Origin of the sequence: Kineococcus gurbantunggutensis (assembly GCF_050871925.1) — a bacterium.
Classification (GTDB): domain Bacteria; phylum Actinomycetota; class Actinomycetes; order Actinomycetales; family Kineococcaceae; genus Kineococcus.
Genome location: NZ_JBJLSG010000120.1, coordinates 1 through 15,386, shown reverse-complemented (window position 1 = coordinate 15,386; position 15,386 = coordinate 1). Strand labels below are relative to the sequence as shown.

The following is a 15,386-nucleotide window of genomic DNA, read 5'->3' as shown; positions in this document are numbered from 1 at the left end:
TGACCGTCTCGCTGGTGATGTACTTGCGCAGCCGCGCCCGGCCCGCCTCGCGGGTCTCGGTGCCCACGCGCAGCTCCTCCTTGGAGCGCGTCATGGCGTCGTCGGTGTTCGGGCCGGAGGTGTCGTGGCCGGCGCCGCGCACGTCGGCGCCCGCGGTGCCGGTGGTGCCCGTGGTCCCCTCGGTGGCGTACCCGGTGGTGGTGTCCTGGGTGCCGACGGTCCCCGTGGTGCCCGTGGTCCCGGTGGTGCCCGTCGTGCCGGTGGTCGAGGTGCCCGAGGTCTCGGTGACCGTGCCGCCGGAGGAGGCGATGCCGTAGTAGGCGTACAGGTCGTCCTCGTCGCGCTCGGACAGCTCGTGGCCCGGGTCGTGGTGGGGCGCGTCCTTGACCTTGGCCTTCTCGAACGGCACGGTGAGGCGGTCGCCGCTGACCGAGGCCGAGTTCAGCGGGATGAGGGAGACGTTCGAGCCGAACAACCCCGTCTTGACGGAGACCCACTCGGGCTGGTTGGTCGCGTTGTCGAGGTAGACCTCGTCGACCTTGCCGATCTTGTCGCCGTCGTTGTCGTAGACGGTGGTGCCGTACAGCTCCTCGATGGAGTTCATCCCGGAGATCATCTCGTGTCCCTCCTGTTGGACCGGCTGGCTGGTTCCGCCAGTTCCTTGCCAACACCAGGGGTACCCGGGCGTCCCGGGCCCAAACGGGGGGCACCGGGGATTTCTCCGGACCGGCGGCCGGACCCGCGGCCGGACCCGCGGCCGGGCCCGCCTCTCCGGCCGCGCGCCGCCCGGGACGCTCACAGCGCGGCGACGCTCACAGCACGGCGTGGAAGAGGGGGACGAGGCGCTCGTCGTCCGTGAGGGCGCCGTGCTGGCCGACCAGGCGCAGGGTCTGCGGGCGCATGCGCACGGAGTCCACGACGGCCACCGGCTCGGTCATGACGGCCAGGACGTCGCCGATGCGGCCGGCGACGCGCTCCTCGACCGGGCCGAACCAGCCGGCGGCCACCGCCTCGGCGCGGGTGGCCACGCGCGCGGAGCCGTCCAGGCGCCGGGCCCAGGTGCGCGCGACGTCCGCGGCGGCGCCGGGCTCGGTGTACAGCTGCACCGCGCGCGGCTCGCCGCCGACGTGCCGCACGCCGGCGCGCAGCTCCGGCTCGTGGGCGAGGTCCAGGCGCCGGGCGGGGCCGACGTCGACCATGCCGTGGTCGGCGGTGACCAGCAGCAGGGTACCGCGCGGCAGCCGGCGGGTCAGCTCCGCGACGGCGGCGTCCACCCGGCTGAGCTCCTCGCCCCACTGCCAGGAGCCGACCCCCTCGCCGTGGCCGGTGGAGTCCAGCCGGCCCCAGTACACGTACGTCAGGCCCCGCGGGGTGGAGCGCACCGCCGTCACGGCCGCGTCGACGCGCGCCTCCAGGCGCTCGGGGGTGCCGACGAAGCGGCCGCCGCGCAGCGCCGCCTCGGTCAGGCCCGAGCCGTCGAAGTGCGGCGGGGCGACGCGGGTGACGGGCACCCCGGCCGCGGCGAGGGACTGGAACAGAGTGGGGTGCGGCTGCCAGCGGCGCGGGTCCACCGGCCCGTCCCACTGCAGCTGGTTCAGCAGCGCGTCCCGGTCGGGGTCGAGCACCTCGTAGCCGACCAGGCCGTGCGCGCCGGGCGGCAGGCCGGTGCCGAGCAGGCCCATGCTCGTGGCCGTCGTGGTCGGGAAGCCGGCGGTGAGGACGCGGTGCTCGCCCCCGGCGCGCCAGCGGCGCAGGGCCGGCGCGTGCCCGGAGCGCTCGCGCAGGGCCAGCTCGCCCATGCCGTCGACCAGCAGCAGGCACACGCGGTCGGCCGCGGGGAGCACCAGCTCCGCCCCCGCGGGCGCGGCGCCGGCGGCGGGGTCGACGCCGAGCGCCCGGGCGACGGCCGGCACGAGGTCGGCCAGGGTGTCGCGCCCGTAGGCGGGCACCGGCAGCGCCGGCAGCACCGGCGGCACCGGTGCCGCGACGGGTGCGCGCTCGGCGCCGCTCACCGCGAGGTGGCGGTGGACAGCGCCCGGGCGAAGTCCACGGCGGCGGCCACGGCGTCGGCCCCCTCCGCGGCGCCGGCGACGCGCACGGTGAGGTCGTCGCCGGTGAGGGTGCCGGTGTAGCCGTGGTCGGCCTCGCAGTCGGGGTCGGGGCAGCCGGCGGGCTCCAGGTCCACGCGCTGCACCGCGCCCCAGCTCAGGGTCAGGCTCACCTCGGCCGGCACGGCGCCGGGGCGGTGGTCGGCGGGGCGGGTGACGACCTGGGAGACCACCACGGAGGCCACGCGCTCCAGCGGCACGGACTCGGTGGAGCACACCGCGTACGGCTCGGGCGAGGTCTCGTCGGGGCCGTGGTCGTCGGCGTGGGCGACGAGCAGGCGCGCGGCGGTGGTGGCCAGCACGGTGACGTGGCGGCGCACCTCGTTGGCGTCGATGGTCGTCTCCTGGTGCACCAGGTGCGCGAGCACCTCCTCGCCGCCCAGGGCGGTGAGCAGGCTGTCGGCGACCAGCGCCGGGTAGTAGCCGGCGCGCTCCAGGTCCGTCAGCAGGCGCGGGGGCAGCTCGGGCTCGGGGGCGACGGCCTCGGCGCCGTCCGCGCCGTCCGCACCGCCGGTGCCGCTGGTGCTGGTGGTCGTGTGCCCGGACCGCCGGGGGTGGGTGCGCTCGCGCATCCCCCCATCCTCCCGCACCGCGGGCACCGCCGCGGCACGCCCTCGCGGGCGGCTCAGGCCGGCGCCGGCGCCACGTCGACGCGGTCGCGCCCGGCCGCCTTGGCCCGGTACAGGCGGCGGTCCGCCTCGCCGGTGAGGCGGTCCAGCAGCGCCGCGGGCACCCCGGCGGCCCGGCCCGCCCCGCTCCCCCCGCCCGGCGCGGGCGCGCGGGTCAGGGCCCCGCCGACGCTGACGGTCACGGGCGGCAGGCACGCCGCCGCGGACACCTCCCGGCGCAGCCGCTCGGCCAGCGGCGCCAGGTCCGCGGGGTCCTGCAGGGGCAGCACGACGAGCAGCTCCTCCCCGCCCAGGCGCACCAGGAGGTCCTGCTCGCGCACCGCGCGGCGCGCGGCGCCGGCCACCGCGACCAGCACGCGGTCGCCGGCGTCGTGGCCGAAGCGGTCGTTGACGGACTTGAAGCGGTCCACGTCGGCCACCAGGACGCCCAGCCACGGCGAGGCGGGCAGCGCCGCGGCGCGCTCGGCCAGGCCCCGGCGGTTGAGCAGGCCGGTGAGGGGGTCGTGCAGCGCCAGCCGGTCGGCGCGCGCCAGGGCGTCGTCCAGGCGGCGGCGCAGCACCGCCACGCACACCACGACGGTGGTGACGACGGCGAGGGCGCACGCGGCGCGGAAGCCGCGCTCGAAGGGGCCGCCCTCCGTGGAGCCGGCCAGGTGCGCCGCGCCCGGGACGGTCAGCGCCAGGTGCAGCGCGGTCCAGCGGGTGGCGGTGGAGCGCACGGGGGCGAACATCGCCGTGAACAGGGGCGCGACGACGAGGGCGACGGCGGCGCACTGGCGCACCTCGGCGTCGCCCACGCACGCGCCGGCGCCCCACACGGCGACGGTGGCCCACCAGCCCCACCACAGGGGCGCGGCCCCGGTGCGCCGGCAGCGGCGCACCGCCGCCGCGCCGGCCACCTGCGCGGCGGCGCCCACCGCCAGCAGCGCCGGGCCGCGGCCGGGCACGAGCAGGTCCGGCGCCAGCACCAGGCAGGCCAGGACCAGCAGGCCGAGCACGGGCGCGCAGACCGCGACGAAGGTCTGCGCGGCGGCGGTCTGCGTCCGGGTCGTCCCGTGCGGCGGGGGCACCCCGGGTGCATCGGCCCGCCGGGGGGCGCCCTGGAGGCGCGGGGCGCGCTCAGGTGGGCAGCGTGCGCCGGTCGGGGTCGGCCCGGTCCTGCGGCGGCGCCAGGGAGACGGTGGCCCCCAGCACGCGCGCGCCGCGCTCGGCGACGAGCACCGGCGACAGCCGCAGCTCGGCGATCTCGGGCAGGGCGTCGGCCAGGACCGCGACGCGGGCGACGACGTCCTCGAGGGCGTCGACGTCCATGACGGGGCTGCCGCGGTGGCCGAAGAGCTTCGGCGCCGCCTTCACCGAGCGCACCAGGTCGGCGACGTCGACGTCGGTGAGCGGGGGGATGCGGTAGGCCACGTCGCCCATGAGGTCGATCGGGTCGCCCTCGACGCCGAAGCTGACGACCGGCCCGAACAGCGGGTCCTCGGTGCTGCGCACCAGGCACGGCACGCCCAGCCCGGCCATGTGCTGCACCGCCAGGACCTCGGCGCGCTCGCCGAACACCTGGCGCATGTCCGCCACGGCCTCGGCCAGCGCCGCCGGGTTGGTGATGCCCAGCCGGATGCCGCGCAGGTCCTGGCGGCCGGCCAGCTCCTCGCCGACGGTCTTCAGCGCCACCGGCCAGCCCAGGCGCTCGGCGGCCGCGACGGCCTCGTCCACGCCGCGCACCTCCGCGCGCGCCAGCAGGTCGACGCCCGCCGCGCCCAGCAGCGCGCGGGTGCGCTCCTGGCCCAGCGTCAGCCCGTCGGGCGCGCCGGCCAGCGACTCCTCCACCAGGGCGCGCGCGGCGCGCAGGTCCACGCCGGGCGGGGAGAGCGGGTGGCCGCGGTCGCGGCGGCGCCACTGGGCGTAGCGCACGACGGCGGCCAGGGCGCGCACGGCGTCCTCGGGGGTGGGGTAGGAGGGCACCACGGGGGACTCCCCCGGCGCGGCGCCCGCGGCGCTCGCGGCGGCGGGGTCCTCGCCGGCGACCACGGCCCCCCCGCCGGCCCCGTCCCCGCCGCCGGCGACGGCGGCGGAGACGGTGCGGGTGCCCAGGAAGCAGGTGACGGTGGTCTTGGCGCCGGCGGCCGCGGTGCGGGCCACGGCGGCGGCCACCGCGGGGTCCGGCTCGGGGGTGGGCGGCACCCAGCTGGCCACGACGGCGTCGACCTCGGGGTCGGCGAAGGCGGCCTCCAGCGCGGCGGTGAACGTCCCCACCCCCGCGTAGGAGGGCACGGCGGTGGGCCCGTGCACGACCTGCAGGCCCCAGCTGACGCAGGCGTCGGCGGCCAGGGTGCCCAGGGCGTCGGAGTTGCCGACGATCGCCACCCGCGGCCCCTGCGGCAGCGGCTGGTGCACCGCGACCTGCGCGACGTCGAAGAGCTGGTGGACGTTCTCCACCCGGATGACCCCGGCCTGGCGCAGCATGCTGTCCACGGCCTCGAAGGGTGCGCGGGAGGCGCGCACGGCGTGCCCGGGCGGCACGCCGAAGCCGGAGGCGCCGGACTTGACGACCACGACGGGCTTCTTGCGCGCCAGGGTGCGCGCGACCCGGCTGAACTTGCGGGGGTTGCCCACGCTCTCCAGGTACAGCCCGACGGCGGCGGTGGCCTCGTGGTCCAGCCAGAACTGCATGAGGTCGTTGCCGGAGACGTCGGCGCGGTTGCCGGCGGAGACGAACGTGGACAGCCCCAGCCCGCGGCGCTGGGCGGAGGAGAGCACCGTGACGGCCAGGGCGCCGGACTGGCTGAACAGCCCGAAGCGGCCGGCGGGGGGCACCTGCCCGTACAGGGAGGCGTTCAGCCGCACCGCGGGGTCGGTGTTGAGCACGCCGTAGGAGTTCGGGCCGACCACGCGCATGCCGTTGGCGCGGGCGATGCGCACCAGTTCGCGCTGCATCTCCAGGCCCTGCGGGCCGGTCTCGGCGAAGCCGCTGGAGACGACGACCAGGCCGCGCACCCCGTGCGAGGCGCAGTCGGCGACGGTGGGCACGACGGCCGCGGCGGGCACCGCGACGACGGCGAGGTCCACCGGGCCGGGCAGGTCGCGCACCGAGCGCAGCACCGGCACCCCCAGCAGCAGCTCACCGGGCTCGGCGTCGGCGTTGACGGCGTGCACGGCGCCGGTGAAGCCGCCGTCGACGACGTCGGCGAGCAGGCGGTGGCCCACCGAGCCGGGCGTGCGGCTGGCCCCGACCACGACCACCGAGGAGGGCGTCAGCAGCGCCTGCACGCTGCGGGCCTCGGCGCGCTGCTCGCGCGCGCGCATCACGTCCACCGAGCGCTCGGTGGGGTCGATGTCGAAGGAGACCTCCAGCACCCCGTCGGAGTAGCCCTGGCGCACCTCGAAGCCGGCCTCGCGGAAGACGCCGATCATCTTGGCGTTCTGCGGCAGCACGTCGGCGGTGAAGCGGCGGATGCCGCGCTCGCGGGCGGCGGCGGCCAGGTGCTCCAGCAGCACCGAGCCCAGCCCGCGGCCCTGGTGGGCGTCGGAGATGTTGAAGGCGACCTCGGCCGCGCGCGGGGAGCCGGGCCGCACGGGGGCGGCGTCGAAGCGGGCGATGCCGACGATGTCCTCGCCCACGGTGGCCACCAGCGCGACGCGGTCGACGTGGTCGACGTTGGTGAAGCGCTCCAGGTCGCGCGCGGACAGCCGCGGCATGGGGGCGAAGAAGCGCAGGTACCGGGACTCCTCCGACTGCCGGGAGTGGAACGCCGCCACGAGGTCGGCGTCGGAGGGTCGGATGGGGCGGACGTGCGCGGTGCCCCCGTCGCGGAGGACCACGTCCGCCTCCCAGCGGGTCGGGTAGCCCACCGGCGGCAGCGGCACCATGGCCGCCACCCTAGTGGGGGACACGGGGCGGGTGCGCGAGGATGCGCCCGTGGAGCTCGGGGAGGTCCTGCGCCGGCGGCGCATGGTGCGCAGCTACGACGCGTCCCGCCCGGTGGGGCCCGCGGCGCTGGAGCGGGTGCTGGCGGCGGCGCTGCGCGCGCCCTCGGCGGGCAACAGCCAGGGCCGGGACCTGCTGGTGCTGCGCTCCCCCGCCGACCGGGCGGCGTTCTGGGAGCTGAGCGCCGGGGGGCGCCCGGGGCCGGCGGACGCGTGGCTGGCGGGGATGCGCACCGCGCCGGTGCTGGTGCTGGCGCTGGCCGACCCCGGCGCGTACGCGCGCCGCTACGCGCTGCCGGACAAGCCCGGCCCGGACCGCGACGCGGCGAGCTGGGAGGTGCCCTGGCCGGACGTGGACACCGGCATGAGCGCGCTGCTGGTGCTGCTCGCGGCCGTGGACGAGGGGCTGGGGGCGTGCCTGTTCGGGGTGCCCTCGGCGGCGCGCGGGGCGCTGCGCGAGCGCTTCGGGGTGCCCGCCGGGCACCGCTTCGTGGCCGCGCTGGCCCTGGGCCACCCCGCCCCGGGCGAGGCCTCGCGGCCCTCGCGCCGGCACCGGCGCACCCTGGCCGACAGCGCCCACGACGGGGCGTTCGGGGTGCCCTGGGGCGGCTAGGTCCGGGGGTGTCGGTGCCAGGCGGCAGGATGGAGGCCATGGCACGACGCACGTCCGCTCCCCCGCAGCCCGACGCCCCCGAACGCATCGTCGACATCGACGTCGAGCAGGAGATGCAGGGGGCGTTCCTGGAGTACGCCTACTCCGTCATCTACTCCCGGGCCCTGCCGGACGCGCGCGACGGCCTGAAGCCGGTGCAGCGGCGGATCCTCTACATGATGCAGGACATGGGCCTGACGCCCGAGCGCGCGCACGTGAAGTCCGCGCGCGTGGTCGGCGAGGTCATGGGCAAGCTGCACCCGCACGGCGACGTGGCCATCTACGACGCCCTGGTGCGCCAGGCGCAGCCGTTCACGATGCGCGTGCCGCTGGTGGACGGGCACGGCAACTTCGGCTCCCTGGACGCCGGCCCGGCCGCGCAGCGCTACACCGAGGCGCGCCCGGCGCCGGCGGCGCTGCTGATGACGACGGGGCTGGACGAGGACGTCGTCGACTTCGTGCCCAACTACGACGACCGGCTGAAGGAACCCGGCGTGCTGCCGGCGTCGTTCCCGAACCTGCTCGTCAACGGCGCCAGCGGCATCGCGGTCGGCATGGCCACCAACATGCCCCCGCACAACCTCGGCGAGGTCGTCGCCGCCGCGCGCCACCTCATCAAGCACCCGGACGCGGACCTGCCCGCGCTCATGCGCTTCGTGCCCGGCCCGGACTTCCCCACCGGCGGCAAGGTCGTGGGCCTGGAGGGCATCCGCGACGCCTACGCCTCCGGGCGCGGCACGTTCCGCACCCGCGCCACCGTGCGGGTGGAGAAGATCGGCCGGCGCCAGGGCCTGGTCGTCACGGAGCTGCCCTACGGGGTGGGCCCCGAGCGGCTGACGGAGAAGATCGCCGACAACGTCAAGGCCAAGCGCCTGCAGGGCGTGGCCGACGTGGTGGACCTGTCCGACCGCCGCCAGGGGCTGCACCTGGTCATCGAGGTGAAGAACGGGTTCGTGCCCGAGGCGGTGCTGGAGCAGCTGTACCGGCTGACGCCGATGGAGGAGACCTTCGGCATCAACAACGTCGCCCTCGTCGACGGCCAGCCGCGCACCCTGGGCCTGAAGGAGCTCCTCGAGGTCTTCATCGCCCACCGCCTCGACGTGGTGCGCCGGCGCACGGCGTACCGGTTGCGGCGCAAGGAGGAGCGCCTGCACCTCGTCGACGGCCTGCTCGTGGCGATCCTCGACATCGACGAGGTCATCGCGATCGTGCGCTCCTCCGACGACGCCGCGGCCGCGCGCACCCGCCTGACGCGGGCGTTCGAGCTGTCGGAGACGCAGGCCTCGTACATCCTCGACATGCAGCTGCGCCGGCTGACGAGGTTCAGCCGCATCGAGCTGGAGCGCGAGCAGGCCGAGCTGAACCGGCAGATCGCCGAGCTGCGCGCGATCCTGGCCGACGACGGCCGGCTGCGCCGGCTCGTCAGCGACGAGCTGGGCCAGGTGGCCGCCGAGCACGGCTCGCCGCGGCGCACCGTGCTGCTGACCTCCTCCGGCCCGGCCACCGGCGCGGCGGTGCCGCTGGAGGTCGCCGACGACCCGTGCACGGTGCTGCTGTCCTCCACCGGGTTCCTGGCGCGCACGGCGTCGGGCGAGCCGCTGGGCACCGAGGGCCGCCGCACCCGGCACGACCTGGTGGTCTCCACCGCACCGGCCACCGCGCGCGGGCACGTGGGCGTGGTGACCTCCGCCGGGCGCCTGGTGCGCCTGCCGGTGCTGGACCTGCCGGTGCTGCCGGAGACCAACGGGCGCCCCACGCTCTCGGGCGGCACGGCCGTGAAGGAGTTCGTCACCCTGGCCAAGGGCGAGCGCGTGCTGGGGCTGGTGCCGCTGCCGGTGGCCGGGGTGGAGGACCCCGACGACCCCGGGTTCGCGCTGGCCACCGCCACCGGCGTCGTCAAGCGCCTGGTGCTCGAACCCCTGGGCAACCGCGAGGAGGTCGAGGTCATCGCCCTGAAGGACCTCTCCGCGCGCCGGAAGGACGAGGTCGTCGCCGCGGTGCAGCTGCGCACCGGCGAGGAGGACCTGGTGCTCATCACCTCCGACGCGCAGCTGCTGCGCTTCAGCGCCTCGCTGGTGCGCCCGCAGGGCCGCGGCGCGGCCGGGGTGGCCGGCGTCCGGCTGGGCCCGGGCGCGAGGGTGCTCTCGATGACCGCCGTGGACGCCGACGACGCCGAGGCGGTCGTGGTGACGGTGGCCGGGGACTCCGGGGCGCTGCCGGGCACGCAGCTCGGCTCGGCGAAGGTGACGCCGCTGTCGGAGTACCCCTCCAAGGGCCGGGCCACCGGCGGGGTGCGCTGCCACCGCTTCGCCCGCGGCGAGGACGTCCTGCTGCTGGCGTGGGCCGGGCACGGGCCCGCGGAGGCCGCCACGCCCACCGGCACGGCGGTGGCGCTGCCGGAGGTGCCCGGCCGGCGCGACGGCTCGGGCACGGCGCTGGACAAGCCGGTCGCCGCGATCGCCGGGCCGCCGCTGCTGTGAGGCGCCGGCGGGCGCGGCGCCGCCCGCGCCCGCCGGCCTGCGGGTGCGGGCGCGGCGCGCACCTGCTCGGATGAGGCGGTGCCCGTCGAGCCGCGGCGGGCCGGGTCGGGACGGAGCGGACGTGGGCAGCGCGGGCACGGGCGGGGCGGGTCGCAGCGAGGGCAAGGACTTGGGGGCGGTGGAGCCCTGGGCCGTGCGCGAGGGCGAGCTGGACGTCTCGGCGCTGGAGCGCACCGAGTCGCTCTTCGCCCTCTCCGACGGCCGGGTCGGCGTGCGCGGCTCGCTGGACGAGGGGGCCCCGTGCGGCAGCCCGGGCACCTACCTCAGCGGCGCGTTCGAGCTGTGGCCCCTGACGTACCCGGAGTACAGCTACGGCTACCCGAAGGTGGCCGAGCGCCTCGTCGCGGTCCCGGACCCCACCCTCGTGGAGCTGTTCGTCGGGTCCGAGCGCTTCGACGTGCGCACCGGTGAGCTGCACGAGCACGAGCGCACCCTGGACCTGCGCGCCGGCACGCTGCTGCGCGAGGCGGAGTGGACCTCCCCCGACGGCGCCCGGGTGCGGGTGCGCTCCGAGCGCGTGGTGCCGCTGGAGCGGCCCGGGCTGGTGGCCGTGGACTACCGGGTGAGCACCGTGGGCGGGGCGCGCGAGGTGGAGGTGCGCTCGGCGGTGGTGTGCAGCGCCGAGCTGCACGAGCCGGTCGTCGAGGCCCGCGCCCGCGGCGGCAGCGTGCGCCAGCGCACCGACGGCAGCGCGCAGGCGGTGGCGGCGCTGGTCGACCACGACGTCACCGGCCCCGCCGACACCGAGGTGCACACCCGCACCACGAGCGACCGGCTCGTCACCGTCGCCCGCGCGCGCCTGGAACCCGGGCAGGAGCTGCGCGTGGTGAAGGTCGTGGCGATGGGCTGGGCCTCCATGGTGGACCGCGAGGAGCTGCTGCAGGACCTGCGCACCACCCTGGACGCGGCGCTGCGCGACGGCTGGGAGCACCTGGCGGCCGAGCAGCGCGCCGTGCTCGACGCGTTCTGGGAGCACGCCGACGTGCGCGTGGACGGCGACGAGCAGCTGCAGCAGGCGGTGCGCTTCGCGCTGTTCCACGTCCTGCAGGCCGCCGCGCAGGCCACCGACCGCGGCATCCCCGCCAAGGGCCTGACCGGGACCGGCTACGACGGGCACACCTTCTGGGACACCGAGGTGTTCGTCATGCCGATGCTCAACCACGTCTGGCCGGAGGCCGCCGCCGAGGCGCTGCGCTGGCGGCACGCGATGCTGCCGGCGGCCCGGGAGCGCGCCCGCGAGCTGGGCCTGGCGGGGGCGACGTTCCCGTGGCGCACCATCACCGGGCGGGAGAGCTCGGGGTACTGGCCGGCGGGCACCGCGGCCGTGCACCTGAACGCCGACATCGCCGACGCGGCCGTGCGGTACGTGCACGCCACCGGCGACGAGGACGCCGCCCGCGAGCTGGTCACCGACCTCGTCGTGGAGACCGCCCGCACCTGGGTGGTGCTGGGCCGCGAGGACGAGCGGGGCCGCTTCCACGTCGACGGGGTCACCGGCCCCGACGAGTACAGCGCCCTGGTGGACGACAACGCGTACACGAACCTCATGGCGCAGGCGAACCTGCGCGCCGCCGTCGACCTGGCCGGCCGCTTCCCCGAGCGCGCCGACGCCCTGGGCGTCACGCCGGAGGAGGTCGCGGACTGGACGCGGCTGGCCGACGCGGTGCACGTGCCGCGCGACCCGGCCACCGGCGTGCCCTCGCAGGACGAGGGCGCCACCCAGCGCAAGCGGTGGGACTTCGAGGCCACCTCGCTGGAGCAGTACCCGCTGGCCGACCACTTCCCGTACTTCAGCCTGTACCGGCGCCAGGTCGCCAAGCAGGCCGACCTCGTGCTGGCGCTGCACCTGCGCCCGGACGCGTTCACGCCGGAGGACAAGCGCGCCGCGTTCGAGTACTACGAGGCGCTGACGGTGCGCGACTCCTCGCTGTCGGCGTCGGTGCAGGCCGTCGTCGCCGCCGAGGTCGGCCACCTGGACCTGGCCGCGGACTACGCGCACGAGGCGGCGTTCGTGGACCTGCACGACCTGCGCGGCAAGACGCGCGACGGGCTGCACATCGCCTCCCTGGCCGGGGCGTGGCAGGCCCTGGTCGCCGGCTACGGCGGCATGCGCGACGCCGACGGGCGCCTGGCGTTCGCGCCGCGCCTGCCGGAGGGCCTGGAGGGGCTGTGCTTCCGCACCCGGCACCGCGGCTCCTGCCTGGAGGTGCGGGTGCGCGCCGACGGCGAGGGCCAGCGCGCCACGTACACCGTCGTCAGCGGCGGTCCGGTGCAGACCAGCCACCACGGCGAGGAGTTCACCGTGGACCTGGACGCCCCGCGCACCTTCGACGTCGCCGCGCTGGAGCCGCTGCCGCGGCCCTCCCAGCCGCGCGGGCGCGACCCGCGCGAGGTGCGCGCCCGGGCCGGCTCGGTGCGCTGAGCGCGCCGCCCGCGCGGGCGGGCGGGCGGCGTGTGAACTCCGTGTTGCGCGGGGCCGACGCGCCGGGCGCGCGACTGGCCGCCGGGGACGGACAGGAGTAGGCCTGCTCGGCATGGCCGAACCCGACCTCCAGCACCCCCCCGCCGCGCCCGGGCGCGAGCCCGCGCAGCCCGACGGCACCTACCTGGCCTCCCTGCTCGCCGGCGTCGAGCGGGCCGCGGCCGGCGCGACCCCCCTGGGCAGCGAGCACGCCGGCGCCCCCGCCGCCGCGCTCGACGCCACCGAGGCCGCCGTGGAGGCGCTGCGCGGGGACCTGCTCGCGCTCAGCCGCGCCCTGCACGCCCACCCCGAGGAGGCGTTCGCCGAGCACGCCTCGGCGCGCGCGGTCGCCGACCTGCTCGCCGCGCACGGCGTCCGGGCGCAGGTGGGCGTGCACGGGTTGGACACCGCGCTGCGCGCCAGCGTCAGCGCCGGGCGGGGCCCGACGGTGGCGGTGCTCGCCGAGTACGACGCCCTGCCCGGCATCGGGCACGGCTGCGGGCACAACGTCATCTGCGCCGCCGCCGTCGGCGCGTTCCTCGGGCTGGCCTCCGCGCTGCGCTCGGGCGCCGCGGGCGGCACCGCCGTGCTGCTGGGGACCCCCGCCGAGGAGGGCGGCGGCGGCAAGGAGACGATGGCCCGCGACGGCGCGTTCGAGGGCGTGGACGCCGTGGTCATGCTGCACCCCTTCACCTACGACGTCGCGGTGCAGCCGTTCCTGGGGCGGCGCCAGGTGCGCGCGACGTACCGGGGCGTGGCCGCGCACGCCTCCGCGCAGCCGTTCATGGGCCGCAACGCCCTGGACGCCGTGGTCGCCGGCTACCAGGGCATCGCGATGATGCGCCAGCACATCTCCCCCGCCGACCGCGTCCACGGCATCGTCCTGGACGGCGGGCAGCGCCCCAACGTGGTGCCCGAGCGGGCCAGCGCCGAGTACTACGTGCGCTCGGCCGAACCGGCCACGCTGGCGGACCTGTGCGCGCGGGTGGAGGCGGTCCTGGTGGCCGCGGCGGCGATGACCGGGTGCGGGTACGAGCTGGAGTGGGACCGGCAGCCGGCGTACCTGCCGATCCGGGCGAACCTGGAGCTGGCGGCGCGCTGGACGGCGCACCAGCGCCGGCGCGGGCGCACCGCGCTGCCGCCGGGGGTGGTGCCGGAGAACCTGTCCGGCTCCACCGACCTGGGCAACGTCAGCGTGCGCGTGCCCTCCATCCACCCGATGGTCGCCATCGCCGACCCGGGGGTGTCCCTGCACACCAGCGGCTTCGCCGCGGCCGCCGGCGCGCCCTCCGGCGACGCCGGCGTCCTGGACGGCGCGGTGGGGCTGGCGCTGACCGCGCTGGACGTGCTGGCCGACCCGGCCCTGCTCGCCGCCGTGCGCGCGGAGTTCGAGCGGGACGGCGGGGTCCTGGACGTCGAGGAGTTCCTCGCGTGAGCCGCCGGGCGGGCACGGGCACCGGCACCGGCGACCGGCTGGAGGTGCGCACCACCCGCACCGACCGGCTGCTCGGCGGCATCGAGCGCGTCGGCAACAGGATCCCCGAGCCGTTCGTGCTGTTCCTGGCCCTGTTCTGCCTGCTGGCCGTGGTGAGCACCGCGATGGCGCTGGCGGGCGTGAGCGTGGAGGTCCCCGGCTCGGGCGAGAGCAACCCGGTGCGCGGGTTCTTCACCGGCGAGGGCGTGCAGTGGTTCACCACGAACCTCGTGGACAACTTCGTCTCGTTCCCGCCGCTGGGCACCGTCGTGGTGATCCTGCTGGCGGTGGGCCTGGCCCAGCGCAGCGGGCTGATGGCGACGCTGGTGAAGGTCGCCTTCGCCGGCGCCCCGCGCTGGGCGCTGCCGTACGCGGTGGCGTTCATCGGCGTGGTGGGCAGCGTCATGGCCGACTCGGTGATGATCGTCATCCCGCCGCTGGCCGCCATGGTGTTCAAGGCGGTGGGCCGGCACCCCGTCGCGGGCCTGCTCGGGGCGTTCGCCGCCGCCGGCGCCGGGTACTCCACCTCCATCGCGGTCACCAGCCTGGACGCGCTCTTCGCGGGCATCACCTCCTCGGTGGCGCAGACCCTGCCCGACGCCGGCACGCCGGTGACCCCGGTGTCGAACTGGTACTACAACATCGCCAGCTCGCTGCTGCTGACCCTGGTGTGCGGCCTGCTCATCACCCGGGTGCTGGAGCCGATGCTGACGCGCACCGGGGTGCCCGTGGAGCAGCGCCCGGACGCCGAGGGCCCCGGCGCGGTGGAGGACGTGGACGACCTGACGGTCTCGCGCGCGGACCGCCGCGCGCTGGGGCTGGCCGGGGTGGCGGCCCTGGTCACCGCCGCCGCGCTCGTCGTGCTCGCGGTCGTGCCCGGGTCCCCGATGCGCAACGAGGCCGGCGGCTACCTGCCGGAGTCGCCGCTGCTGGACTCCACCGTCTTCCTCGTCGTGTGCATGCTCACGGTGCCGGCGCTGGTGTTCGGCCGGCGCACCGGCTCGCTGCGCCGGCTGGACCAGGTGCCGGCGGCGATGGGCGAGGCCGTCAAGGACATGGCCCCGTTCATCGTGCTGGCGTTCGTGCTGGGGCAGTTCGTGGCGCTGTTCACCTGGACGCGGGTGGGCACCTGGATGGCCGTGGCCGGCGCCGGCGGGCTGGAGTCGCTGAACCTCACCGGGTTCGAGGCGATCGTCGGGTTCGTGCTGCTGGCCACCGTGCTGAACCTGTTCATCACGTCGGGCTCGTCGATGTGGACCATCATGGGCGCGGTCTTCGTGCCCCTGTTCGCGCTGCTGGGGTACGAGCCGGCGTTCACGCAGGCCGCGTTCCGCGCCGGGGACTCCGCCACGCAGATCCTCACCCCGCTGAACCCCTACATCGTGGTGGTGCTGGCGATGCTGCGCCGCTACGAGCCGCAGGCGGGCCTGGGCACGCTGATCTCGCGGTTCCTGCCGTTCACGATCTGCTTCTGGGTCGCCTGGGTGGCGCTGCTGACGCTGTGGTTCGTGCTCGACCTACCGCTGGGCCCGGGGCAGTACTCGCGGCTGTAGGCCGCCGCGGGCGGCGGGCCCCCGCCCGCGCGACCGCGGCCC

Annotated in this window: 10 protein-coding genes; 5 read left to right on the top strand and 5 right to left on the bottom strand. The window is 76.9% G+C overall.

Going from position 1 to position 15,386, the window contains the following annotated elements; all coding sequences use genetic code 11:
• The 5 genes from ACRYR7_RS18655 to ACRYR7_RS18635 form a co-directional block, all read right to left on the bottom strand.
• Positions 1-616: PRC-barrel domain-containing protein (locus ACRYR7_RS18655; protein ID WP_432573613.1), on the bottom strand; the 616-nt coding region annotated here is incomplete at its 3' end.
• A 196-nt stretch (positions 617-812) separates the two neighbouring features.
• On the bottom strand, positions 813-2,012 hold the full coding sequence (locus tag ACRYR7_RS18650) for an alkaline phosphatase family protein (protein WP_432573612.1): 1,200 nt from the start codon (positions 2,010-2,012) through the stop codon (positions 813-815).
• Entirely contained in the window at positions 2,009-2,680 is a 672-nt protein-coding gene (locus ACRYR7_RS18645) for a DUF5998 family protein (protein WP_432573611.1), read from the bottom strand. Before ACRYR7_RS18645 ends, ACRYR7_RS18650 begins: the two co-directional genes overlap by 4 nt.
• Positions 2,681-2,733: 53 nt before the next feature.
• Positions 2,734-3,807 (bottom strand): GGDEF domain-containing protein, encoded by a 1,074-nt coding sequence (locus ACRYR7_RS18640; RefSeq protein WP_432573610.1) that lies wholly within the window; start codon positions 3,805-3,807, stop codon positions 2,734-2,736.
• 49 nt (positions 3,808-3,856) lie between these two features.
• Positions 3,857-6,607, bottom strand: coding sequence for a bifunctional acetate--CoA ligase family protein/GNAT family N-acetyltransferase (locus ACRYR7_RS18635; RefSeq protein WP_432573609.1), 2,751 nt, complete (start codon positions 6,605-6,607; stop codon positions 3,857-3,859).
• Between the two features lie 49 nt (positions 6,608-6,656).
• On the opposite strand from ACRYR7_RS18635, the gene ACRYR7_RS18630 reads away from it, so the two are divergent.
• The 5 genes from ACRYR7_RS18630 to ACRYR7_RS18610 all read left to right on the top strand — a co-directional run bounded on the left by ACRYR7_RS18630 (position 6,657) and on the right by ACRYR7_RS18610 (position 15,344).
• On the top strand, positions 6,657-7,277 hold the full coding sequence (locus tag ACRYR7_RS18630; RefSeq protein ID WP_432573608.1) for a nitroreductase family protein: 621 nt from the start codon (positions 6,657-6,659) through the stop codon (positions 7,275-7,277).
• Positions 7,278-7,315: 38 nt separating this feature from the next.
• A complete protein-coding gene (locus ACRYR7_RS18625) occupies positions 7,316-9,796 on the top strand; it encodes a DNA gyrase/topoisomerase IV subunit A (protein ID WP_432573607.1) in 2,481 nt (826 codons plus the stop codon).
• A 121-nt stretch (positions 9,797-9,917) separates the two neighbouring features.
• Positions 9,918-12,278 (top strand): glycoside hydrolase family 65 protein, encoded by a 2,361-nt coding sequence (locus tag ACRYR7_RS18620; protein WP_432573606.1) that lies wholly within the window; start codon positions 9,918-9,920, stop codon positions 12,276-12,278.
• Positions 12,279-12,390: 112 nt separating this feature from the next.
• Positions 12,391-13,752: a M20 family metallopeptidase gene (locus tag ACRYR7_RS18615; protein WP_432573605.1), complete on the top strand. Its 1,362-nt coding sequence runs from the start codon at positions 12,391-12,393 to the stop codon at positions 13,750-13,752.
• Positions 13,749-15,344 carry an AbgT family transporter gene (locus ACRYR7_RS18610; RefSeq protein ID WP_432573604.1) on the top strand — a complete coding sequence of 532 codons (1,596 nt, stop codon included), beginning with the start codon at positions 13,749-13,751 and terminating at the stop codon, positions 15,342-15,344. The genes ACRYR7_RS18615 and ACRYR7_RS18610 overlap by 4 nt, the downstream gene beginning before the upstream one ends.
• The last annotated feature ends 42 nt before the right edge of the window (positions 15,345-15,386 follow it).